Below are 22,567 nucleotides of genomic sequence, written 5' to 3'. Positions count from 1 at the left end.
AGAGGCAACCGGAATGATCAAGCCGTCACCTCATTCCAAATCGCCAGGGAAATCAACGCAGCGAGAGCCGTCGGCCTGCGCAAGCTTGCAGTGAGGCGATCGTGAGCCAGCACGACAATGATCTTCGTGTTCGGCCGGGCCGCATCCGCGACGGCGGACGTAGTCCCTCACGTCCGAAGAGCTTTGTTGGCCAGGTCATGCGAGCGGCCAAGAGGGCCGGGCATATCGGCGACGGTTTCGGGCGCGGTAAGGGCGGCGCCAGCCGGTCTCGCTTCGGACGAGGCCGGCGTGCCGCGCTCTCCTTGTCCCTCCGCTCGACCTCGCGACGCGTGGTGATGAAGGCACGCGTGGTCCGCCACCACGGCAGCCGCTTTCGGTCGGCACCGCTGTCCAAGCACATCACCTATTTGAAGCGAGAGGGCGTGACGCGGGACGGCGCCGACGCGCGGATGTTCGATGCGGCGTCGGATACAGCGGATGCGAGTGCGTTCGCCGAGCGTTGCAAGGATGACCGACATCATTTTCGATTTATCATTTCTCCGGAAGATGCCGCCGAGATCGGCGATCTCCGCGCCTTCACGCGCGAGCTGATAACCGACGTGGCCCGGGATCTTGGAACTAAACTGGACTGGATCGCGGTCGACCATTGGAACACGGACAATCCGCACATCCATGTTCTGATCCGCGGCCGCGCAGAGGACGGCCAGGATCTGGTTATCAGCCGGGATTACATCAGCCGCGGGTTTCGGGATCGGGCCGCCGAGCGCGTCACGCTGGAGCTCGGCCCGCGCAGCGAGCAGGAAATCCGTTCTGCCCTGGAAAGAGAGGTGGAGGCGGAACGTTGGACGAGCCTCGATCGGGCGTTGCGTATTGCGGCCGACGAGGGCGCTGGCGTGGCGGACCTTCGTCCCAGTGCATCAGGCGAAGACGTCGAACTCCGCCGCCTGATGATCAGCCGGGCTACCAAACTGGAGCGCTTCGGTCTTGCCGAGCAGATTGCACCGGGCTGCTGGACCCTCAAACCCGGTATCGAAGACAAGCTGCGTGATCTCTCAGTTCGTGGCGACATCATCAAAACCATGCATCGGGCGATGAGCGGCTACGGCCGCGAGCCGGACGTATCCGGCTTTGCCGTGCACGGCGAAGAGCCGGCAGATAGGGTGCTCGGCCGTCTAATCGAGCGCGGACTGCATGACGAACTGAAGGGCTCGGCTTACGCCGTCGTCGAGGGGATCGATGGACGAACGCATCATCTCAGGTTCACCGATATCGAAATGACCGGCGATGCTGCGCCCGGGGCGATCGTGGAGGCGCGGAGCTACGATGATGCTCAGGGCCGCAAGCGGCTCTCGCTCGCCACGCGGTCCGATCTCAATATCGAAGCCCAGGTAACGGCGCCGGGCGCGACCTGGATTGACCGGCAGTTACTCGCGCGGGATGTGGTCGTCGCGAACGGCGGTTTCGGATCCGAAGTGCGCGAAGCCATGGAGCGTAGGGTTGACTATCTCGCAGGCGAGGGCCTCGCGCGCCGGCAGGGAGCAAGGGCCATCCTTGCCCGCGATCTACTCAATACGCTGCGACGGCGGGAACTCGACGCAGCGGTCGCAAGGCTCTCGGCCGAGACGGGACTAGTCCACGGTCCTGCGTCGGAAGGCGAACGCGTTGTGGGCGTCTATCGTCAGCGCGTAACGCTGGCATCAGGCCGGTTTGCCATGATCGACGATGGACTTGGGTTTCAACTCGTCCCCTGGCGGCCAGCATTGGAGCAGCATCTCGATCGACAGGTATCCGGGGTCGCGGCACGTGGAGGCGGGGTGATCTGGAGTTTTGGAAGGAAAGTTGGCTTGGGAATCTGATTGGTAGGCTGCCCAGCACTTCCGCGCCAGCGGACGAGGCGCTCGGTTGCAATCGCACTTCGCGCTGCCGGTCAGATACCATGCAATCTCGATCGGCTTTTGTACGCCAATCTATCCGAACACACGATGGTTGCGATTGAGCGGTTGCTTAGAGCCGCAAGCAGTCCCTTTGATAGCCAACGTTCAGTGCGTCGGGTGAAGTCGGCCGGCATCATCGCTCTGCTTCAGAGGGCGCACTGCAGGAAAAACGTTCTTCAAAAGGTCCAACGATGAAGCCCAGAATTGGCGTCTACCTCTCCGAGCAGATGGCCGCGCGGCTAGCGGCAGCTGCCAAGCATCCCGGCGCCACCAAATCAGCGCTCGTTGAGGCCGCCCTCGCTCAGTTCCTCGGTTCGGATGATGAAACCGACAACATCCCGGTAGACCGTCGCCTTTCCCTTATGAGCCGCCAACTTGAAGAGCTCGATCGCGGTCTTAGAATCGTTAATGAGACTGTGGCCCTTCAGGCGCGCTTCCATCTCGCCGTAACGCCAGTGCTTCCCGCAGCGGACCAACGTGCTGCCTGCGTACTTGGGTCCGAGCGTTTCGACGAATTTGCCGCGCAGGTCGGGCGACGCGTTCGGTTGGGAACATCGCTCATGCAGGAGACGATGGACCGGCTCAGCACACCGAAACGCGAGGCTCATTCGCGTGGCCCGTGCGAGGGAACGTCGGAAAGGTGCTCCTCAACCCATGAGCCAGATTTCCGCACATCAAACACGGTCGGCATCGAATTAGAGCATTCCACTGCCGTCCGGGAGGGCGGCAGCCTGTTCAACTTTCCAGGAAAGGCAGGACTGCCTCTGCACTAGACCCGTTGCAAGGCAGGCAGTTGCTGACCAAGGATCGGTCGAACAGCAGCTACGGTCGCGACCGTCCAGCCATGCGACTCGACGCCGACTTGCCGGCGGTTTGACAGAAAATTGGCGCCTGGTTCTGCGGGTGTTCCTGCCGTTCGTTGCCGCTTACTATCTCTCATTTCTGTTCCGGACTATCAACGCGACGGTCGCCGGCTCCTTGACTGCGGAATTTGGCCTCGGCGCTGGCGATCTTGGTCTACTGACGTCTGTGTACTACCTGACCTTCGCGGCTGCTCAGATCCCGATCGGCATCCTGTTGGACCGATATGGTCCGGGCTTGATCCAGGGTGCCGTGATGGTTGCCGCGGCTGTGGGTGCAGCGCTATTTGCCGTCTCGGATAATTTTTGGCTGCTCCTCGGCGGCCGGGCACTGATTGGTCTTGGTGTCGCCGCGTCATTAACCGCCGCCCTGAAAGCCCTCGTGCTGTGGTTTCCCAGCGAACGTATCCCACTGCTCAACGGCCTGATGATTATGCTGGGAGCCCTGGGCGCGCTGACGGCAACTTTGCCTGCGGAATTCCTGCTGGTCTCGGTGGGCTGGCGAGCATTGTTTGCGCTGCTCGCGATTGTGTCGGCCGGGTGCGCTCTGATCATCTATCTTGCTGTCCCAGAGATGCCAGCACGTATATCGGTGGCGGGCGGACCAGCCCCTAATAGTCTAAAGACGGTTTATGCCGATCCACGCTTCTGGCGCCTCGCTCCACTTTCAGCTACCTGTATCGGGACAGCATGGGCGTTGCAGGGACTGTGGGCGGCGCCATGGCTCAGCGATGTCGAGCGTGTCGACCGCTCAGTATTACTCTGGCATTTGCTCATCATGGCCATCGCATTGAGTTTGGGCGGGCTTCTGTGGGGCATTGCGGTCGATCGGGCGCGCCGACGTGGGATGGGACCGCGGCCTCTGTTGGGCCTTGTCGCCACGGTGTTCATCGCGGCTCAACTGGCATTGATCTTGCGATTGCCGCTCCCGTCGTATGTCCCGTGGATCGTCGTGGCGGCCGTCGGTGCCGGAACTGTCCTCAGTTATGCGATCCTGGCCGAGTATTTCCCAAAGGAACTGGCTGGCAGGGCCAATGCAGCGCTGAATGTCTTCCACATAGGCGGCGCGTTTGTCGTGCAATATATGACGGGGTTATTGGTTCAACTCTGGGCTCCCACAAATGGACACTATCCTGAGATAGCTTACCAGACTGCGTTTGCTTTCAACGTAGGGCTTCAGATCGTAGCTGGAGTCTGGTTTGTGCTAACTTGGATTCTGACGCGACGAGGCGAGCGGAACGAACTTGATGCATTCTCTCAAGCCGCTGCACGCATATCGAACTTGGGGGTAGGCGGCGTTTTCTGCAGGATCGCGAGAGCACGCGATAAGAAAACAACGGCGCCGAAAGTCTGAGCCGCGTGAGCGTGGCGGTTTGCCTTTGTATGACGTGCCAGGAACGACGGGAATGCTAGGACCGATGCGCTTAAGACATGACGGGTCATCCTGAGCAGGTCCGTTCGGCGCGAAGCAAATGCAGCGACCGACAGATGAAGCTGTCACCGACAGAGAAGGGGAAGCGGCCCCAAGGGCCGCCGCGAAATCCGCAAGTAGAAATTCACGCGCAAGCGTGCCGCCCGAATAGTGTCCTATCGCTGGATGATCACTTTCGCTCTCACTACACAGAGAGTGTGCTCGCCATCAGATACCTCAGTGGCGAGGTAAGTGTCGGTCGTAGAGGAGACAGTTTTCCGGAGAATGGCAGATATACGTTGGACGGCGTAGACGCGCGCATCATCTACACTCGGAAATCGACGCCCTCTCCGGTCCCGTTCCGACCTTCCATTCACATGCTGATGAAAAAAGAATAGCGGCATATGTTTTGGGCCGGGAGTTTGATGTGCCAGCCGAGTTATTGCGCTAGGACCAACGGAGCTAAATCGCGAAAGGTTGCTTTGAAAAATTCTGGAATACTTTGGCAAAACAATGACAACCTTCGCGGGAGCGGATTTCTGTCAGGTAGCCGACATTGTCAGGTAACCTTAATTAGCCCCGAGGTGCTGAAACACCGATACTCTGACTGCTCGTCAGACCTACCCAAAGGCAAGCGCCGCGTAACGTTCGTTCATGACCCCAACGCGGACATCGACGCGACGGGCGCAAGCCCAATCAGTGCGAACCCCTTCGCTGGGTACGCCGGTAGCGTTGCCATCCTGATGACCGCTAGGTCCTCGACTAAACACCCCGTAGTTGCTGGATTTCATGCCATTACCAGTGGTCGCATGCGCCGTGAGGCCCAATTTAAGCAACTCGCGAACAGCGGCGGTTCGGGTTGGCATACGATGCTGGAATCTGAAGTCGTCAATCGCCGATAGTTCTTCCGGCGAAAGCATGATCTGCAATCGCTCAGCGCGGAGACCGTTCATGGCGTCCTCCAAGAAGAGTATTTTCACCAGCTAATGCGAAGTTAGTAAAATACACAATTCACTCACTTACCCAAGGTTCCTTTGAGTACCAAAAAATCCAAAAATTAGCAAAAGATGTAATAATATCAACAATTTACTTATTTACAGCTGGGATTCTGGGGGAGTACGCTAGCGAACATCGTTGCCGAAAATGTCCGGTCCACCTGTGCCATGAATGCCTCAACACCCCCGATCTGCCCGAAATGCCACAAGCCCATGAGGCTCGCGCTCGGAACGGGTATGCGGGGCCGCAATGCATGGATTGTGAAGGCCAGGATCCTTTGCTCGCGCAAGATCAGCAAGTTGCTGGAACACCTGTGCCCCCCCCCCGAACAGCCCGCCAACATGATGCGCTAATGGAAAGACAAGCCCACCGCTCCGGATGTGAGATGAGCCGCTATTTTTTTCATGTCGTGGATGGCGACCGTGAATACCGGGATGACAACGGTCTATGCTTCGACTCGTCGCAAGATGCAGCCGCCCATGGAGCCAAAATCGCTGCTGAACTTGCACAAGATGGAGATCAATACCGGGGTTTCGCCGTCGCCGTCATCGATGAAGATGACCGTGAACTCAAGCGGATTTTCGTCAAACCGACGGATGCTTCTTCCTGAAGACACTGCTAGTTGGCCCGACTTTCGGTACAAAAAATGGGAACGCCAAAACCCGCCGTTTTTGCGCGAGGGCTCGTCATGCACGAACTGCGGCGCGGCGCTACGCCCACGACCTACAAGGCGGTAGCAACAGAAGCCATGCGAGCTTCGGCGCGGCGCACCTCGCGCCGCTTATCTTGCGCTCGCTCGGTCGGGGATCTACGTCCCGCCGGCCCTGATCGCTAAATTGCGATCTGACCAAAAATCAGGCGAACCGCCCGGGCAAGAGTTTGCGTGCAGACACATTGCAGCCGGTACGCCGACTCTTTGTTTGATGAACGTGCGTCATCTGTCGCCGGGTCGACCGATAGTGGGACGGAGGAACTGCAGCCATCGTGCCAATTGCGGATCAGACGTCGGAAGGTGGACGGGTCTCGGTCGGACGCAGGATCTGACCGAGTATATAGGGGTCGACCAAAATTCAATCGCGGACGGCTCTGGCCTGATCGAAGTAGGTATAGCTCGCGCCACCTCGACCGAGGATCTTGGTCTGCAATTCAACCGAATATCTGGTCAGCTTGGGATCGACAGTCAGGCCATCCTGGTCAGTCGGCAGCTTCACGGTCAATCCAGCGCGGATCGAGGACCGGTGCGTCTTATTCACCACGGTGTATTCGGTGATCGGCGGGCCGCCCTGCAACGCTTCATCGAGCACGCGTCCCTGAGCGTCCGGCATGCTGAAATTCAGGATACGCGCGACCGTTGGCGCGATGTCCACGTTCGCCGTCGGCAGTGGATCGTGAAGGCCGGATTTGAAAGCCGGGCCGCTGGCCATCAACGAAATATGCGTGTCAGTGGGCGAGAAGCTGCCGTGATCACCTCTGCGGTTGATCGAACTGGCGTAGCTCACGCCAGACTTGCCCGCCACGGCCACGCTCTCGTCGAAGCTGAAGCTGACGATGATGTCCGGCGCGCGGCCGTTTGCGCTGCTCTCGGTCTTTATGAGGCTCATAGGCAGTGTTCCCGCGATCTCGCCGTACCTGTCGCTCACGAACATCGCGCCGAACTGCATGCGGCTTTGCAGGCTGGTCACCGCGGTCTTAACCGTATCGATGTTGCCGTCCGGCACGAACATATAATCGCTGCCAGCGTTCGCGGCGACCACGATGGCCCCAGCGGGAACGGGCCTCGGCACTAGGTAGCTCGGCGAAGTGTATTTTTGCGCGCGGCCACACACGTTCCCGTGCTGGTCGTCTTTGCCCGGGTAAAGGTGGGTCCCGCCGGCCGTAATGCCGGACAGGATCGGTATGTTGCGACAGCCCGCTCCGTCAAAGGCCTTCAGCCCGTCGCGGGTCAGCAGTTCGGCGGTCCGTACGAAGCCTGATACAGAGTAGCCATGCTGATCGGGCGCCCCGACGCCGCGATCGACGATGGCTCGCAGCGGATAATGCACAAAGTCGCCGGACACGGTGCTGTGATTGTGGTCCTGGGTGATGATGATGTCGGTCGAATCTTCCCAGCCGAGCTGGCGGACCTTTTCGACGATCCGCCCCAAAATCTCGTCATTCATCCGGGTCGCGTCGATCGAGTTGTACGTGCCGGGCCCGTAGGCGTGACTCGTCGCATCCGGTTCTTTCGACCAGAAGATCGTCAGGTCCGGCTTCTTGTTGGGCAGGATGTAATTCACGAAGACGTCGGTCAGGTACGCGAAGCCGCGCCGGGACAGCGCGCCGCTGCGGTCGAGCGGATCGCTGGTTTGTCCATCCTTGAGGCGCGCAATCGGTATGGGCCCGGTTGGATCGCCATTGTCTTTCGCGAGAGTCAAAGCGCCCGCCTCGTAGGCATTGACGCTGTTGCGCGGCAGCGGATAACGGGCCTGCTGCAGTTCCTCTGCGAACGAGAGCGGCATCGCCGCGTCCTCGTCGAGGACGATCCCGCCGCGCTTGTAGTCCTGAATGAAGGCGGCGCCGAACTTGCCAATCGCCGCCGTCGTCATACCTTTGCCCTGCGCGGTCTGCAGCATCGTCGAAACGAGCGTGAGCCTGCCCTGGTAGGCGTCCCGCACGGCTTCGACTACGCCGAAATCCTCGATGAACGCCGGCGCAGAAAAATCAATTTCGACTCCCTTCGCGTTCTTCCCCTTCGCGGACGGCGCATACACCACGTTGCCGTAGAACCCGTGCACGCCCGGATAGGTGCCGGTAGCGATGGAGGCGGAATTCATCATCGTGAAGGTCGGATAGACGGCGTGGTGGTCCGCAAAGACGACACCCGATCGAGCCAGCGCGAGGTAGTTTGGCGTGATTTCTGGAGTAAGGTCGTCGGCGCGAAGCCCGTCCCACACGAAGATGATCACGCGCCGCGCGGCCGCCCCCGTCTCCTGCGGCTGCGCCCGCAGGTCTCCCGTCATCCCGAGCAGCATGAGAGGGAGAGCACTTACATAAATGAGCAGACGTGTTTTCATGGTTCGCCTCCTTCAATTGGAAGCAGTGACGACCGCCCGAACTCCAGGCCCGGATGGACGGTCCGCCGGCTGAATTCGGCTGGAGACCCATCGGTTTCACGCGTATTCCGATAGGCTATGGGCGCGCCTCCCGTGGCGTCCAATACATAATTGAGCTATTCCTTATGCATTTCGGAGATAAGCAGGATGGACCTGAAACGCCTGCGGACGTTCGTCGCGGTTGCCGACCTCGGCACGGTGTCGAAGGCGGGGCTGCGTCTGCGCATAAGCCAGTCTGCCTTGTCGCGGCAGATCAGCGATCTCGAATACGAATGTGGGTTCAAGCTTTTCGACCGTATCGGTCGTCGGCTTTTCCTGACCACCCGAGGCGAGCAACTGCTCGCAGATTGTCGCGGGGTATTAGGTCAAATCGGGTCGCTCAGCGAACGCATCGAGTTGCTCAAGCGGGGAGACTCTGGCGTGCTTAAGCTCGCTGCACCGCCGCAGACGATCGAGAGCGTCCTGTCGCGATTTTTGCCGCGATATGCCAAAAACTTCCCCAACGTCCGCGTGAAATTGACGGAAGCTCTTGGCTTGGATCAGGTGCCGCTGCTGGAACGCGGCGAGGTTCATATCGGCATCAGGCATGATCAGGGCGTGAACCCCTGGTTCGAGAGCCTCGCATTGCCGTCCGATGATGTCTTGGCCGCCTGCTGCCCATCGCTCCAGCTTGGCCGCGACGGCATGGTTGATATCGTTTCGCTTGCAAACCATCCATTGCTGCTGCTGGACTCCGGTTATTCGGTTCGGCGGCTGTTCAACGCGACCTGTCGTGTTGGCGACATCGAGCCCAATATTCTGCTCGAGAGTCGCGCGCCGCACACATTGCTCGCGCTCGCCGAAGCCGGGCAGGGAGTGGCCATCATTCCGTCGGTGCTGCGGACCGATCGCTACCGGCTAAAAATCGTTCGAATCACCCACCGACGTAAACCGCTGCGTGACCGGTACGTCATCCAGTGGGACAAGCGGCGTCCCCTGCCGGGCTATGCTCAGAACTTTTGCGCGGCGCTCGCCGCGTATATGCGCGAGGTCCTGCCGATTACGCGGCCCGTCGTCAAGGTAGCGGCCAAGCACGCTATCTGCTCTGGCACATCACGTCGATCGAGGGATTGAGCGACAGGCCGGTATCGAACTGTGACCGGAACCATCTGGGAAGGCGGCCGCCGATGAGGCTTAGCGCGAGAGCACCATAACCAATGATGATGAAGTAGGCTGAGGCTCCCGAGCGCATTCTGCTATCGAGTGCCAAGGCGCTCGCCGTTCCGAATACGTTATTGCTGTCGAGATGATCGGAATTCCGCATGGACGAGTCTGTTGGTGGCACTTTTGAGACATGCCACCCGACCACGTCCGTTCACAGGATGCCCGAAATAGTGCGCAGACGGCCAACGTGACGCGATTGACCTTGACCGGAGATAGGGCGATCAGTCTTCCCAACACTAAAGTGTTTTGCGGGGACTACGTTGACGTGGCCCTCGCCAGCCCTCAAACTCGGCCACACGCTTGAAGCCTGCCTTTTCATACATTCTTGGGCTTGAAAGTCATAGCTCGCTACCCAAAGCCGGCGAACGCCTTTGACTGCACAACTCCTCGACGAAAGCACTTATTCGAGCGAGTGCGTAACCGCGTCCTCGATATGCCTCATCGATCCACATCTGCTGAAGTTCAGAAAAGCCCGGCCACGTATAGCCAGCGGCGACGCTGACAATCTGTTCCGCATTGTCGCGGATCACAAAGCCCAAGCCCCGACCATCATGGCGTCCGGTTGCACGACTATTGTGGTCGTAGAGGCGATCTTCAATTGCGTCGAGTTCATTCGGAGAGAGGCCGTGCCGCGGTTCTATTTGAAGTGTCATGGCGAGCATCCAAGACGTTAGTATTGCCACCTTGTTGGTGACATCTTGAACTTTCAGACGAGCTGCAATGTCATTCATAACACGAGACGAACAACCCGATGCGGTCGTCACATGTCTGCCGTTGGAAGTGAAGCCGACATCAGCTCTTCGGTTATCGGCGAGCTTTGCTTCAGGCCGCCAGTCTGTTGGAGCCGCCCGATCAATCTGCCGACCGCAAGGAAGCTAAGCGCTGCGTCCCAGGCCACCGGCAGGCGACAGGGGACAACTATCTCGTCCGATGCCAGGGCTAAGTCTGCTTTCACGTCTTTCGCGATACGTGCGGGCTGCGATTTCTACCACGGTCGGCGACTGACGCACCAATCTGCTCGCCTGGATATCCGAAAATACGCGCAACCGGCAGGATGGCTTGTCTGAGGATTACGGACTCATTTGATATTCGATGCCATGTCCGCGACCAGAATACTTTGGGGCCAGATCGCCTGCGTCTTGACCGTCGTGCTCATCACGATGTGGACCGCGACACAATGGACGGCGTGGCGTCTCGGCTATCAGCCACAACTCGGACACCCCTGGTTTGAGCTCGCGCCGGGCGTTCCCATCTATCTTCCCCCGGCATTCTTCTGGTGGTGGTACGCCTATGATGCCTATGCACCTGGAGTGTTCGTCGAAGGGGCATGCGTCGCGGCCTCCGGCGGAATCATGTCGATCGTCGTTGCTTTTGCGATGTCGGTCTGGCGGGCTCGGGAGGCGGAGACGGCGGCCACATACGGCTCTGCGCGTTGGGCGGACCTGACTGACATTCGAGGTGCGGGCCTCGCCGGGGCAGACGGCGTGATCCTCGGGCGTATCGACAGACAATATCTACGACATGATGGACCCGAACATGTGCTGTGCTTCGCGCCGACCAGATCCGGGAAAGGCGTGGGGCTGGTGGTACCGACGCTCCTGACTTGGCCCGAGAGTTGTATTGTCCATGACATCAAGGGCGAAAACTGGACGCTGACGTCAGGCTTTCGTTCCCGTCACGGCCGGGTCCTGTTGTTTGATCCAACCAACTCTGAGAGTGCGGCCTACAATCCGCTCTTGGAAGTAAGGCGAGGGGAATGGGAGGTTCGGGACGTTCAAAACGTCGCCGACGTGCTGGTCGATCCCGAAGGTTCGCTTGAACGGCGCAATCATTGGGAGAAGACCAGCCACGCCTTACTCGTTGGAGCCATCCTTCACGTTCTGTATGCGGAGCAGGACAAGACGCTTGCTGGGGTCGCGAGTTTTCTGTCCGACCCCAAACGTCCGATCGAAACCGCGCTCCGCGCGATGATGACCACGCGGCATCTCGGTGAAGCCGGGACCCATCCAGTGATCGCGTCCGCGGCGAGAGAGCTATTGAACAAGAGCGAGAACGAACGGTCCGGCGTGCTTTCGACCGCGATGTCTTTCCTCGGCCTCTACCGCGACCCTGTTGTTGCCTTTGTGACGCGCCGCTGTGATTGGTGCATCCGCGATCTCGTTGAAGACGATCGGCCGACGACGCTCTATCTCGTTGTACCTCCATCCGACATCAGCCGCACCAAGCCGCTGGTGCGGTTGATCCTCAACCAGATCGGTCGTCGTCTCACCGAGGAACTCCAGGCCAGGGGCCGCCGGCATCGATTGCTGCTCATGCTCGACGAGCTTCCGGCGCTGGGAAGGCTTGATTTCTTTGAGTCGGCGCTCGCCTTCATGGCGGGCTATGGGCTCAAGAGTTTCCTTATTGCGCAGTCGCTCAATCAGATCGAAAGAGCATACGGGCCGAACAACGCGATCCTCGATAATTGTCATGTGCGCGTTTCATTTGCGACCAATGACGAGCGTACCGCCAGGCGGGTTTCGGATGCGCTTGGGACTGCCACGGAATTAAGGGCGATGAAGAACTATGCCGGTCACAGGCTTAGTCCGTGGCTCGGCCATCTCATGGTTTCGCGACAGGAGACCGCGCGGCCATTGCTAACGCCCGGCGAGGTGATGCAGCTTGCGCCCGAGGACGAGCTGGTGCTGGTTTCCGGAGTGGCACCGATCCGCGCCAAGAAGGCGAGGTATTTTGAGGATCCACGTTTGACTGAGCGCGTGCTACCACCGCCAAACTCAAGCTCCCTCGACCGCGACGGTAGGGTAGCGACAGACGATTGGAGCCGGCAGCCAGCTCCGCAGGATTCAAATGTTGCCGAGCCGGTAAGCGTGTCGGGTGCTCGGCAATCTACCGCAAATTCGGGCATTCGCCGCGAGCCGGAGCTTCCCGAGCATGAAAATATCGCGCCGGAGGCCCTAAAGCCTCCACGGGAGTTCGACTTCACGGAAGATGAGGGCGACAGTGACGCCGTACGGGCGCGTGTGCTGCGCATGAACGTTCCCGGTCTGGCGCGTCAGGCCGCGATGGATCCAGGCGACGGCCTCGACCTCTAGGATGAGATAATGCGAACCAAGCACACGTTTCGTTTGCCTCCGGACCTTGCGGGCCAGCTCGCCGATCACGCCAACCGCAAGAGAGTACCTCAGGCGCTCATCGTCGAAACTGCGCTGGCCTCATTCCTGTCGCCGGATAATTCGGAGCGGATGGAGGCGGCGCTCGGCCGTCGCCTTGACCGGCTGACCCGGCACCTCGAGCGGCTGGAGCGTCATATCACGATCTCAAATGAAGCGTTGGCCTTGTTCGTGCGGTTCTGGCTGACGGCAACGCCGCCGCTGCCTGATACGGCGCACTCCGCTGCGCAGGCCAAGGGCCGGGAACGGTACGAGGGGTTTGTCGAAGCCCTTGGGCGCCGGCTGGCCAGGGGCCAGACCCTGGCCCAGGAGATCTCGCTCGACATCGATCCGGCGCAAACGTCGCCAACCGTTCCTCGTAAGTGATCCCGCCATCTTTTCTTTTGCTACGCCACGGCACGCCGCCTGATTTCAGCTTGTTGCACGAGCGCGTAACCTGCCTTTTCTACTGATCCCCACCGCCGAGCTCATATCTCGGCGACCTTGGGGGCAAGCGTGGCAGTCCATTCCTTTCAGTCCGAAGCGGTCTCGCGTGGTGCACGCATGCTGCGCACCGCGCTTGGACCCGCGATAGCGGCCTGGCTCGAAGACGCTGGGATCGTCGAGGTCATGCTCAATCCCGATGGCCGGCTCTGGGTCGATCGGTTGTCGGGAGGCATGACAGATACCGGCGAGCGTCTCGCCGCAGCCGACGGCGAGCGCATCGTGCGGCTCGTTGCCCATCACGTCGGCGCTGAGGTTCATCCGGCAAGTCCCCGCGTCTCGGCCGAGTTGCCCGAGACGGGAGAGCGTTTTGAGGGGTTGCTGCCGCCCGTGGTGACCGCTCCGGCCTTTGCCATTCGCAAGCCGGCGGTGGCTGTCTTCACGCTCGACGACTATGTCGCCGCCGGCATCCTGACAGTTGCTCAGGCTGAAGGGCTGCGGAACGCTGTCCGGGACCGTCAAAACATCCTCGTGGCCGGCGGTACTTCGACCGGCAAGACCACGCTGACCAATGCGCTGCTGGCCGAGATTGCAAAAACTGCAGATCGCGTCGTGCTGATCGAGGATACGCGCGAACTCCAATGCAAGTCGGCTAACCTCGTGGCGCTGCGCACCAAGGATGGTGTCGCCTCGCTGTCCGACCTCGTGCGCTCCTCGCTCCGGCTACGCCCCGACCGAATCCCGATCGGTGAGGTGCGAGGGGCCGAGGCGCTCGACCTTCTCAAGGCCTGGGGCACCGGCCACCCCGGTGGTGTCGGCACCATTCACGCCGGCACGGCGCTTGGCGCCCTTCGCCGCCTCGAACAGCTTATCCAGGAAGCCGTCATCACTGTGCCACGCGCGCTGATCGCGGAGACCATCGATGTGATTGCCGTTCTCTCCGGCCGCGGCGCAGACCGTCGGCTGACAGAACTCGCGCGTGTCGATGGCCTGACGACCGAGGGCGACTACCTCATTTCACCCGCAGGAGACCCATCATGAACGGCGTCACGTTAAGAAGCGGGATGATAGCTGTTGCGGTAGCGCTCAGCTCCGTGGCGATCTCGTCCACTGCAGAGGCCGCAGGCTCTAACATGCCGTGGGAGCAGCCGCTTAACCAGATCCTGCAGTCGGTCGAGGGGCCCGTCGCCAAGATTCTGGCCGTGATCATCATCATCATCACGGGCCTTACGCTCGCCTTCGGCGACACTTCGGGCGGTTTTCGGCGCCTGATCCAGATCGTTTTCGGTCTGTCGATCGCGTTCGCAGCCTCGAGCTTCTTCCTGGCATTCTTCTCATTCGGCGGAGGAGTGCTGATCTGATGGACGGGCCGGTTGAAGGTTTTGCAATTCCGGTGCACCGCGCGCTGACCGAACCGATCCTGCTCGGCGGCGCGCCGCGTGCGATCGCCATCGTCAACGGCACCGTGGCCGCTGCGCTCGGCCTCGGCCTGCGGCTGTGGATCGCGGGCCTCCTGATCTGGGCAATCGGTCATGCCACTGCCGTCTGGGCCACGAAGCGCGATCCGCTCTTTGTCGAGACTGCAAGACGCCATCTGCGCATCCCAACCCATCTGAATGTGTGAGCAACCAATGATGAACCTTGCCGAATACCGCCGCTCCACTACACATCTTGCGGATTTCCTGCCATGGGCCGCACTGGTCGACGAAGGTATCATCCTCAACAAGGATGGATCGTTTCAGAGGACCGCGCGCTTTCGCGGGCCCGATCTTGATTCCTCCGTTCCAGCAGAACTTGTTGCGGTTGCCGGCCGGCTCAATAATGCACTGCGTCGCCTCGGATCTGGCTGGGCGGTGTTCGTTGAGGCGCAGCGATATCCTTCGAACGCCTATCCACCGAGCAGTTGTCCAGATGTGGCATCCGCCCTGGTCGATGCCGAGCGCCGGGCCCAATTCGAGGAAGAGGGGGCTCACTATGAGTCGGCCTATTTCCTCACTTTCCTGTATTTGCCGCCGGCCGAGGACGCGGCGCGCGCCGAGGGTCTCCTTTTTGAGGGGCGGGAGCGCGGTGCGGCTGCTGACGCCCATGAGGTATTGCGCGGCTTTGTCGACCGAACCGACCGCGTGCTGCAGCTGGTCGAAGGGTTCATGCCGGAGTGCCGATGGCTCGATGACGGCGCGACCCTGACCTATTTGCACGCTTGCGTCTCGACCAAGTGCCATCGCGTCCGTGTCCCCGAGATTCCCATGTACCTCGACGCGTTGCTGGCCGATCAGCCGTTGACCGGCGGCCTCGAGCCGATGCTTGGCGTCCAACACCTGCGCGTGCTTACGATTGTCGGATTCCCAAGCGCGACCACGCCGGGGATCCTGGACGACCTCAATCGGTTGGCGTTTCCCTATCGCTGGTCAACCCGGGCGATCATGCTCGACAAGGCTGACGCAACGAAACTTTTGACCAGGATCAGGCGGCAGTGGTTTGCCAAGCGGAAATCCGTTGCCGCAATCCTTAAGGAGGTGATGACCAACGAAGCGTCGTCCCTGATCGACACCGATGCCAGCAACAAGGCCATCGACGCCGATGCCGCGTTGCAGGAACTGGGTTCGGACCTGGTCGGCGAAGCCTTCGTCACCGCAACGATTACAGTCTGGGACGAGAATCCGCGCATCGCGGATGAACGGTTGCGCTTGGTCGAGAAGATCATTCAGGGACGCGACTTCACCTCCATGGCGGAAACGGTCAACGCGGTCGATGCCTGGCTGGGCTCGTTGCCGGGCCACGTCTATGCCAACGTCCGCCAGCCCCCAGTCTCGACTCTGAACATCGCCCATATGATCCCGTTGTCCGCGGTTTGGGCCGGGCCGGCGAGGGACGTCCATCTCGGTGCGCCGCCACTATTCTTTGCGCGGACGGAAGGATCAACGCCGTTCCGGTTCTCTCTCCACGTCGGGGACGTCGGACATACGCTGGTGGTCGGTCCGACCGGTGCGGGCAAATCCGTGCTGCTCGCGCTGATGGCGCTGCAGTTCCGGCGGTATGCCGGCTCCCAGGTTTTTGCTTTCGATTTCGGCGGCTCGATCCGGGCCGCGGCGCTTGCGATGAAGGGAGATTGGCACGATCTCGGCGGTGCGCTGTCCGACAGCGCCTCCGAACCGGTCGCGTTGCAGCCGCTTGCCGTGATCGACGATGCGGCCGAGCGCGGCTGGGCGGCGGAATGGATCGCAGCCATTCTCGCCCGCGAAAAGATCGACATGACGCCAGAAGCCAAGAACCATCTTTGGTCGGCGCTGTCTTCGCTGGCTTCGGCACCCGGGGGCGAACGTACGCTGACCGGTTTGTCCGTGCTGCTGCAGTCCCAGGGCCTGAAAAGGGCTCTTCAACCCTACTGCCTCGGTGGCCCCTTTGGGCGGCTGCTCGATGCCGAAGCGGAGCAACTCGGTTCGGCTTCGGTCCAGGTGTTCGAGACCGAAGGCCTGATCGGCACCGGAGCCGCACCGGCGGTGCTCGCCTATCTCTTCCATCGAATCGAAGGCCAGCTCGACGGAAGGCCGACGCTGCTCATCATCGATGAAGGTTGGCTTGCGCTCGATGACGCAGGGTTTGCGGGGCAGATCCGCGAATGGCTGAAGACATTGCGGAAGAAGAACGCTTCCGTCATCTTTGCCACCCAGTCGCTCTCGGATATCAACGGGTCCGCGATTGCGCCTGCGATTATCGAGAGCTGCCCGACGCGGCTGTTCCTGCCGAACGAGCGCGCGATCGAGCCGCAGATCTCGGCGATCTATCAGCGCTTCGGTCTCAACGACCGCCAGATCGAGATCCTCGCACGCGCCACGCCCAAGCGCGACTACTACTGCCAGTCACGGCGCGGCAATCGGCTGTTCGAGCTGGGTCTAGAAGAATTCGCGCTCGCCTTCACCGCGGCTTCGTCAAAGTCCGATCAGGCAATGATCGGGCGCGTGCTAGCCGAGCATGGCCGTGATGATTTTGTCACCGGTTGGCTCTCCGCGCGCGGGTTAGGTTGGGCCGCCGATCTCATTCCTGGTCTCATCAAGCAGGAAGGCTTGTCATGAAGCGCCTCCCGTACCTCGCCGCCGCGAGCGCCATTACCATTGCCGTCGCATGCGCAGTTTCGCCCGCGTCGGCCCAACTGATCGTGTTCGATCCCAACAATTACGCACAAAACGTGCTCACGGCCGCGCGCGAGCTGCAGCAGATCAACAACCAGATCACCTCGCTGCACAACCAAGCGCAGATGCTGATCAACCAGGCCAAAAATCTCGCCACCCTACCATATTCCTCGTTGCAGCAGCTCGAGCGGTCGATTCAGAGAACCCAACAGCTGCTCGCCCAGGCCCAGCGTATTGCCTACGATGTCAAGCAGGTCGATCAAGCGTTCTCGACGACCTATGCGCCGGTCTCGACGAAGGAGTCAGATCAAGCGCTGATCGCGAATGCGCAAGCACGCTGGCAGAATTCTGTAGCGGGCTTGCAAGACGCTTTACGCGTTCAAGCGACCGTGGTCGGCAATCTCGACACCCACCGAAAGGAGATGTCGGCCCTCGTTAGCTCAAGCCAGGGCGCGACCGGCGCGCTGCAGGCCAGTCAGGCTGGCAATCAGCTCCTTGGTCTGCAGGCGCAGCAGCTCGCCGACCTTACGGCAGCAGTTGCCGCGCAGGGACGGGCACAAAATCTCGAAACGGCCCAGCGTACCGCCGCCCAGGACCAGGGCAGGGAGCAGCTTCGTCGCTTTCTTGCACCCGGTGGAGGCTACCAGCCTTCGACAGTTCGGATGTTTCATCAATGAGCTGGCGAGGTGGATTCAGGCGTGGAATGTTTGTGACCGCGGCGGCTGTCGTCTTCGTCTTCTTAATTGCAGCTTGCACAATCGAGCTCCGCGGCACCAATGACGATCCGCCAACTGGATCGTCGGCATCTCGCGCAACCAATCCGCTTGGCGCCGAGCTCGAACGCTGCCGGAAGGTCACCTCCGAGCAGGTTGCAGAACTCCAGGAGTGTCGTCTAATTTGGGCGGAGAACCGCCGTCGCTTCCTTGGATCAAAGAAAACACCGGGCGTTACTTCCGCCGATGCTCAACCAGGCAGCCCGACACCGTCGTTGGCGCAGCCCAAGCATCCCGATCGTCTCCCCCAGGGCTGGCCGCCCGTTGCAGCACCCGGACGCGAGTGATTCCATGGGTGGCACCGGCGTCATCGACCGATTCCTGGAAACGTTTACCCGCTATATCGACTCTGGCTTTGGGTTGCTTGGCAACGAAGTCGCCTTCCTCGCAACCACACTTGCCGCGATCGATGTCACGCTGGCTGCTCTGTTCTGGGCCTGGGGTACCGACGAGGACATCATCGCTCGCCTCGTGAGGAAGACGCTCTTTGTCGGCGTGTTCGCTTACCTGATCGGCAACTGGAACAACCTCGCCCGCATCGTTTTCGAGAGCTTTGCCGGTCTCGGTTTGAGAGCCTCAGGAAATGGTTTGTCCTCGGCGGATTTTCTGCGCCCCGGGCGGATAGCGCAGGTCGGCATCGATGCGGGGAGGCCGATCCTGGACTCAATCTCGGGCTTGATGGGCTATGTCAGCTTCTTCGAGAATTTCATCCAGATCGTGGTTCTGCTGTTCGCCTGGGTGATCGTGCTGCTCGCCTTCTTCATCTTGGCAATCCAGCTTTTTGTCACCCTGGTTGAATTCAAGCTGACGACCCTCGCGGGCTTCATCCTGATTCCGTTTGGGCTGTTCGGCAAGACGGCCTTCGCCGCCGAACGCGTGCTCGGCAACGTCATCTCGTCAGGCGTCAAAGTCATGGTGCTCGCCGTGATCGTCGGCATCGGCTCGTCGTTGTTCTCACAGTTTACCGTTAGCTCGGCCGGCGCACAGGTCGGCATTGAAGATGCCATGGCCCTGGTGCTCGCCGCGTTAGCGCTGCTGGGCCTGGGAATCTTTGGGCCCGGCATCGCCAATGGCATCGTGTCCGGCGGTCCGCAACTTGGCGCCGGAGCCGCCGCGGGCACGGGGTTAGCTGCCGGCGGGGTCGTGGTGGCCGGAGCGGGTCTCGCTGCCGGAAGCGTCGGTGCACTCGCCGGCGCGTCGCGCGGGACTGCGGCGCTAGCGGGTAGCGCGAGCGGGGCGTTCAGGGCTGGTGGTTTGCCCGGCGTCGCGGATGTCGCCGCGTCCGCGATGACGAGCCCGCTTCGTCGCGCCGCGGCTGCAAGCGGCTCGGCTTCAACCGGCGGCACTGCAGTAGGTGAAGCCGGCGCAGCCCAGCCATCGGCAAGTTCCTCACGTCCGGACGGTCAGTCCAGCTCGGCCAGACGCATGAAGCGCATGCAGACCATGAGCCAGGGGGTGTCGACCGCCACCAACGTCGTTCGCACTGCCGACCATGGTGGAGGAGGCGCCTCCGTTGATCTCTCCGAAGGAGGGAAGTGATGTTCAAACGACCATCCGTTCACTATGGCCGCACGCCCGCGCCCGTAACGCCCTATCAGAAAGCGGCGCAAGTGTGGGACGAGCGCATCGGCTCGGCGCGGGTGCAGGCCAAAAACTGGCGACTTATAGCCTTTGGTTCTCTGATCTTGTCGGCAGGACTTGCATCAGGTCTCGTCTGGCAATCCACACAGGGAAGCGTTACGCCCTGGGTCATTGAGGTCGATCGTCTCGGCCGGGCAGAGGCGGTCAGCCCAGCCAATCCCTTCTATCAGCCGACCGATCCGCAGATTGCCTTTCATTTGGCGCGCTTCATCGAGAATGTGCGCGGGCTGTCGGCTGATGCCATCGTGTTGCGTCAGGACTGGCTGCGTGCCTACGACTTTACGACCGATCGTGGCGCCGCCGCTCTCAATGACCACGCCCGCGTCAACGATCCCTTTGCCAAACTCGGCAAGCTGCAGATCGCAGTGGAAATATCCAGCGTCATCCGTGCTTCGCCGGAGAGCTTTCGCGTCGCCTGGTCCGAGCGCCGCTACGACAATGGGCAGCTTACCGCTACCGAGCGCTGGACCGCCATCCTCACCATCGTGATCGAAACTCCGCGCGATGCCGATCGTCTGCGCAAAAATCCTCTCGGGGTCTATGTCAACGCCATCAACTGGTCGAAGGAGCTTGGGCAGTGAATGTGAAGAGTCCTGGAGTCGCTCGCCCGAGTGTGCGCAAGGTCATGCGCCCGCTTCTGTTTGCTTGCATGTTTGCGCTCAGCGGCTGTGCCACCTCCAAACCGCCGCAGATCAGCTACGACGACGATATCCCGCCACTTCCCAGTCCGCCGTCGCTGGCGGAGGATCGTCCGCGATCCCTTCACGTTCCGCCGTCCTGGACGCCGGCGAAGGGAGGCAAGAAGGGAAACGTGGAGGCAAAGGAGCCCATTGCGCGGATCGAGACCGCCAATGACGCTGCGCGCGTCGAGCCGCGTAGCGCCGGCTACTTCAATGCTGTGCAGGTCTTCCCTTTTAGTCCCGGCGCCCTCTATCAGATCTACGCGAGCCCCGGACAGATCACCGATATCGCGCTGGAGCCCGGGGAGCAGCTTACCGGTTCGGGGCCGGTATCGGCTGGCGACACCGTGCGCTGGGTCGTTGGCGACACCGAAAGCGGAAGCGGCGATACCAGACGTGTCCACATCATGGTCAAGCCGACGCGGCCTTCGATTGAGACCAACCTCGTGGTCAACACCGACCGGCGCACCTATCTCATCGAGCTGCGCTCGCGTGAGAAACCTTACATGCCATCAGTAGCCTGGTTCTACCCCGAGGACATGCCCGGCCGTGCCCGAGCTGTTTCCCCGACGCCAGTTCTCCCCGAGCCTTCTCAGCAGCGCTATCGCTACACCCTCGAGGGCGACAATCCGCCTTGGCGGCCGGTCGGCGTCTATGACGATGGCCGCAAGGTCTATATCGAGTTCTCACCCGGCATCGTTCAGGGAGAAATGCCGCCCCTTTTTGTCATCGGTCCGGACGGCAATTCCGAGATCGTCAACTACCGAACCTATCGTAACGTGCTGATCGTCGATCGGCTGTTTGCCGCGGCCGAGCTGCGGCTGGGTGGCGACTCTCAGCAAAAGGTCCGAATCATCAGAAGCGACGGGAGGCCGTCGTGACTGATAACCAAACGACTGGCGCCGGTGGTCCTGGTTCTACCTCGCCGAAGAGTGCTGCGGAGATAGCCAGCTCACTGCGCCTGCGTCCAGAACGTCCGCCCGTGACTCGTCTGTCGCGTAAGGTATTGGCTGGAGGCACGGCACTCGCGCTCGTTCTTGTTTCCGGCGCCGTGCTGTGGGCCCTGCAGCAGAATCGCACGCGTGGTCCAGCTTCCGAAGAGCTGTACAGCACCGATCACCACAATGTGGCCGACGGCCTTGCCGGGCTGCCGCGCGACTATACCGGTATTCCGCGCGACGTGCCTCGCCTCGGATCGCCATTGCCCGGCGATCTCGGCCGTCCCATTGTTGCAGCCCAGTCCCAATCCGGCTCGCTTGCCGTCGATCCCGAGCAACAGCGGATGAGCCAGGAAAGCGAGGCCGCGCGCACCAGCAAAGTATTTGCGTCAACGAATGTTCGGCCACCGGCTGCAGCGACACCTGCCGAGACGACCTCAAATGCCGCATCAACGTCCGATGAGGCGTTTGCCCAGAATGGACAGGACCGCAAGCTCGCTTTTGTTAGCGCTGCCGTTGATCGGCGGACCACGAGCCCTGACCGTGTGGCGAAGCCAGCCTCCCGTTATGTCGTCCAGGCAGGGTCTGTGATTTCGGCGGCACTTATTACGGGCATCAGATCCGATCTGCCCGGACAGATCATGGCGCATGTGACCGAACAGCTATTTGATACGCTGTCCGGCCAAACTTTGTTGGTGCCCCAGGGTGCGCGGCTGATAGGAATCTACGATAGCCACGTTACACATGGACAGTCACGCGTGCTCATGGTCTGGACCCGCCTGATCATGCCGAACGGCCGATCAATCGTCCTCGAGCGTAAGCCGGGAGCCGATACCGCAGGCTATGCTGGGCTTCACGACGAGGTCGATCTTCACTGGGGCGAGCTGTTCAAGGCAGCGTTGCTGTCGACTTTGCTTGGTGTCGGAGCCGAACTTGGGTCCGGCTCGGATGCTGGCAACGGAAACAGCGCTATTCTGCAGGCCCTTCGCCGTGGGGCAGGGGATTCCCTGAACCAGACTGGTCAGCAGATCGTTCGGCGCAACCTCAACATCCAGCCGACCCTGACAATCCGGCCGGGTTTTCCGGTGCGGGTAATCGTCAATCGCGACCTCGTGCTCGAACCATACAAAGGCTGAAAAGATGGCAAAGCTGAAGCTCGGCGCCATCCCCGATGACAAGCCGGTAAAGCTCACCGTGGAACTGCCGGCCGATGTCCATCGCGACCTCGCGGCCTACACCGACATGCTTGCCCGCGAAACCGGGCAGTCGATCTCGGATCCGGCAAAGCTGGTCGCACCAATGCTGGCGCGATTCAT

General features: G+C 61.0%; 21 protein-coding genes and 1 pseudogene. 18 read left to right on the top strand and 4 right to left on the bottom strand.

The window, feature by feature from the left end; all coding sequences use genetic code 11:
- The first annotated feature begins 101 nt into the window (after positions 1-101).
- From CQ12_RS35150 to CQ12_RS35140, 3 genes are all read left to right on the top strand, one after another.
- The gene (locus CQ12_RS35150; RefSeq protein ID WP_057839856.1) at positions 102-1,856 is read left to right on the top strand and encodes a relaxase/mobilization nuclease domain-containing protein; all 1,755 of its coding nucleotides are present in this window, start codon (positions 102-104) and stop codon (positions 1,854-1,856) included.
- Positions 1,857-2,125: 269 nt separating this feature from the next.
- Positions 2,126-2,707, top strand: coding sequence for a ribbon-helix-helix protein, CopG family (locus tag CQ12_RS44500; RefSeq protein WP_157088670.1), 582 nt, complete (start codon positions 2,126-2,128; stop codon positions 2,705-2,707).
- Positions 2,708-2,837: 130 nt separating this feature from the next.
- Positions 2,838-4,148: an MFS transporter gene (locus CQ12_RS35140; RefSeq protein WP_245310298.1), complete on the top strand. Its 1,311-nt coding sequence runs from the start codon at positions 2,838-2,840 to the stop codon at positions 4,146-4,148.
- Between the two features lie 233 nt (positions 4,149-4,381).
- On the opposite strand, the gene CQ12_RS47835 is transcribed toward CQ12_RS35140, so the two are convergent.
- The gene (locus tag CQ12_RS47835) at positions 4,382-4,609 is read right to left on the bottom strand and encodes a DUF6894 family protein (RefSeq protein ID WP_430642297.1); all 228 of its coding nucleotides are present in this window, start codon (positions 4,607-4,609) and stop codon (positions 4,382-4,384) included.
- 324 nt (positions 4,610-4,933) lie between these two features.
- Positions 4,934-5,158, bottom strand: a pseudogene (locus CQ12_RS35135) (hypothetical protein); the annotation flags it as partial.
- Between the two features lie 428 nt (positions 5,159-5,586).
- On the opposite strand from CQ12_RS35135, the gene CQ12_RS44495 reads away from it, so the two are divergent.
- Positions 5,587-5,811: a DUF6894 family protein gene (locus tag CQ12_RS44495; protein ID WP_157088669.1), complete on the top strand. Its 225-nt coding sequence runs from the start codon at positions 5,587-5,589 to the stop codon at positions 5,809-5,811.
- Positions 5,812-6,271: 460 nt separating this feature from the next.
- Here CQ12_RS44495 and CQ12_RS35130 read toward each other — a convergent pair whose 3' ends face one another.
- Positions 6,272-8,254 (bottom strand): alkaline phosphatase family protein, encoded by a 1,983-nt coding sequence (locus CQ12_RS35130; protein ID WP_083519611.1) that lies wholly within the window; start codon positions 8,252-8,254, stop codon positions 6,272-6,274.
- A gap of 186 nt (positions 8,255-8,440) precedes the next feature.
- Between CQ12_RS35130 and CQ12_RS35125 the strand changes: the two genes are divergently transcribed.
- Entirely contained in the window at positions 8,441-9,406 is a 966-nt protein-coding gene (locus tag CQ12_RS35125) for a LysR family transcriptional regulator (protein WP_057839853.1), read from the top strand.
- Positions 9,407-9,834: 428 nt separating this feature from the next.
- On the opposite strand, the gene CQ12_RS35120 is transcribed toward CQ12_RS35125, so the two are convergent.
- Entirely contained in the window at positions 9,835-10,227 is a 393-nt protein-coding gene (locus CQ12_RS35120) for a GNAT family N-acetyltransferase (RefSeq protein ID WP_057839852.1), read from the bottom strand.
- 366 nt (positions 10,228-10,593) lie between these two features.
- On the opposite strand from CQ12_RS35120, the gene CQ12_RS35110 reads away from it, so the two are divergent.
- The 13 genes from CQ12_RS35110 to CQ12_RS42985 form a co-directional block, all read left to right on the top strand.
- The gene (locus CQ12_RS35110) at positions 10,594-12,588 is read left to right on the top strand and encodes a conjugal transfer protein TraG (protein ID WP_057839850.1); all 1,995 of its coding nucleotides are present in this window, start codon (positions 10,594-10,596) and stop codon (positions 12,586-12,588) included.
- 9 nt (positions 12,589-12,597) lie between these two features.
- A complete protein-coding gene (locus CQ12_RS35105; RefSeq protein ID WP_057839849.1) occupies positions 12,598-13,032 on the top strand; it encodes a hypothetical protein in 435 nt (144 codons plus the stop codon).
- A gap of 129 nt (positions 13,033-13,161) precedes the next feature.
- Complete coding sequence (gene trbB, locus CQ12_RS35100; protein ID WP_198164336.1) at positions 13,162-14,130, top strand: P-type conjugative transfer ATPase TrbB; 969 nt, start codon at positions 13,162-13,164, stop codon at positions 14,128-14,130.
- A 23-nt stretch (positions 14,131-14,153) separates the two neighbouring features.
- Positions 14,154-14,450, top strand: coding sequence for a TrbC/VirB2 family type IV secretion system protein (locus CQ12_RS35095; protein WP_057839858.1), 297 nt, complete (start codon positions 14,154-14,156; stop codon positions 14,448-14,450).
- On the top strand, positions 14,450-14,713 hold the full coding sequence (locus tag CQ12_RS35090; protein WP_057839847.1) for a VirB3 family type IV secretion system protein: 264 nt from the start codon (positions 14,450-14,452) through the stop codon (positions 14,711-14,713). Before CQ12_RS35095 ends, CQ12_RS35090 begins: the two co-directional genes overlap by 1 nt.
- 7 nt (positions 14,714-14,720) lie before the next feature.
- On the top strand, positions 14,721-17,162 hold the full coding sequence (gene trbE / locus CQ12_RS35085) for a conjugal transfer protein TrbE (protein WP_057839846.1): 2,442 nt from the start codon (positions 14,721-14,723) through the stop codon (positions 17,160-17,162).
- The gene (gene trbJ / locus CQ12_RS35080) at positions 17,159-17,896 is read left to right on the top strand and encodes a P-type conjugative transfer protein TrbJ (RefSeq protein WP_057839845.1); all 738 of its coding nucleotides are present in this window, start codon (positions 17,159-17,161) and stop codon (positions 17,894-17,896) included. Before trbE ends, trbJ begins: the two co-directional genes overlap by 4 nt.
- Positions 17,893-18,279 (top strand): putative entry exclusion protein TrbK-alt, encoded by a 387-nt coding sequence (gene trbK-alt / locus CQ12_RS47830; RefSeq protein ID WP_083519610.1) that lies wholly within the window; start codon positions 17,893-17,895, stop codon positions 18,277-18,279. The genes trbJ and trbK-alt overlap by 4 nt, the downstream gene beginning before the upstream one ends.
- A 4-nt stretch (positions 18,280-18,283) precedes the next feature.
- Positions 18,284-19,531 (top strand): P-type conjugative transfer protein TrbL, encoded by a 1,248-nt coding sequence (gene trbL, locus CQ12_RS35075; protein ID WP_057839844.1) that lies wholly within the window; start codon positions 18,284-18,286, stop codon positions 19,529-19,531.
- Positions 19,531-20,214 carry a conjugal transfer protein TrbF gene (gene trbF / locus CQ12_RS35070; RefSeq protein ID WP_057839843.1) on the top strand — a complete coding sequence of 228 codons (684 nt, stop codon included), beginning with the start codon at positions 19,531-19,533 and terminating at the stop codon, positions 20,212-20,214. The genes trbL and trbF overlap by 1 nt, the downstream gene beginning before the upstream one ends.
- A gap of 44 nt (positions 20,215-20,258) precedes the next feature.
- Positions 20,259-21,194: a P-type conjugative transfer protein TrbG gene (gene trbG, locus CQ12_RS35065; protein ID WP_057839857.1), complete on the top strand. Its 936-nt coding sequence runs from the start codon at positions 20,259-20,261 to the stop codon at positions 21,192-21,194.
- The gene (locus CQ12_RS35060) at positions 21,191-22,387 is read left to right on the top strand and encodes a TraB/TrbI/VirB10 family type IV secretion system protein (RefSeq protein WP_057839842.1); all 1,197 of its coding nucleotides are present in this window, start codon (positions 21,191-21,193) and stop codon (positions 22,385-22,387) included. The genes trbG and CQ12_RS35060 overlap by 4 nt, the downstream gene beginning before the upstream one ends.
- Before the next feature lie 4 nt (positions 22,388-22,391).
- Positions 22,392-22,567: DUF2274 domain-containing protein (locus CQ12_RS42985; RefSeq protein WP_083519613.1), on the top strand; the 176-nt coding region annotated here is incomplete at its 3' end.

This window comes from Bradyrhizobium jicamae, from assembly GCF_001440395.1.
GTDB lineage: Bacteria > Pseudomonadota > Alphaproteobacteria > Rhizobiales > Xanthobacteraceae > Bradyrhizobium > Bradyrhizobium jicamae.
The sequence above is the reverse complement of the archived record's forward strand: the minus strand, read 5'-3'. Positions and strand labels throughout refer to the sequence as shown.